Genomic DNA, 284 nt, shown 5'->3' with positions numbered 1-284 from the left:
GCGCTTTATTAGTTTGGGTTTTTCTGACTCGTATGGCTAAGAAAGTTTCTCAAACTGTCTATCAGTTAAAAGCTAGTTTGTTAGCAGATTACCTGAGCCAAGAGCTTAAACATCCCTCTCTCAAGCTTTCTTTTATTTAGTTTACTTATCAATTCAAACACAGATTAATTCTCTTTTTATAAGCGCGCTCGCGTAGCGTGCCGGACGCATATCGCCCTTCTGTCTGAATCAAGCGATCGCCTGATCCTGAATGCGCTATATATAGCGTCCTTGCGTAAGTCCTG

1 pseudogene is annotated in these 284 nt (G+C 41.5%); it reads left to right on the top strand.

What is annotated here, in order from left to right:
* A pseudogene (locus PL9631_RS27570) lies at positions 1-140 on the top strand (IS701 family transposase); the annotation flags it as partial.
* Positions 141-284: the final 144 nt, after the last annotated feature.

This window comes from Planktothrix paucivesiculata PCC 9631, from assembly GCF_900009265.2.
Taxonomy (GTDB): Bacteria; Cyanobacteriota; Cyanobacteriia; order Cyanobacteriales; family Microcoleaceae; genus Planktothrix; species Planktothrix paucivesiculata.
Note: the sequence above shows the minus strand (reverse complement) of the source record. Positions and strands in the feature narration are given on the sequence as shown.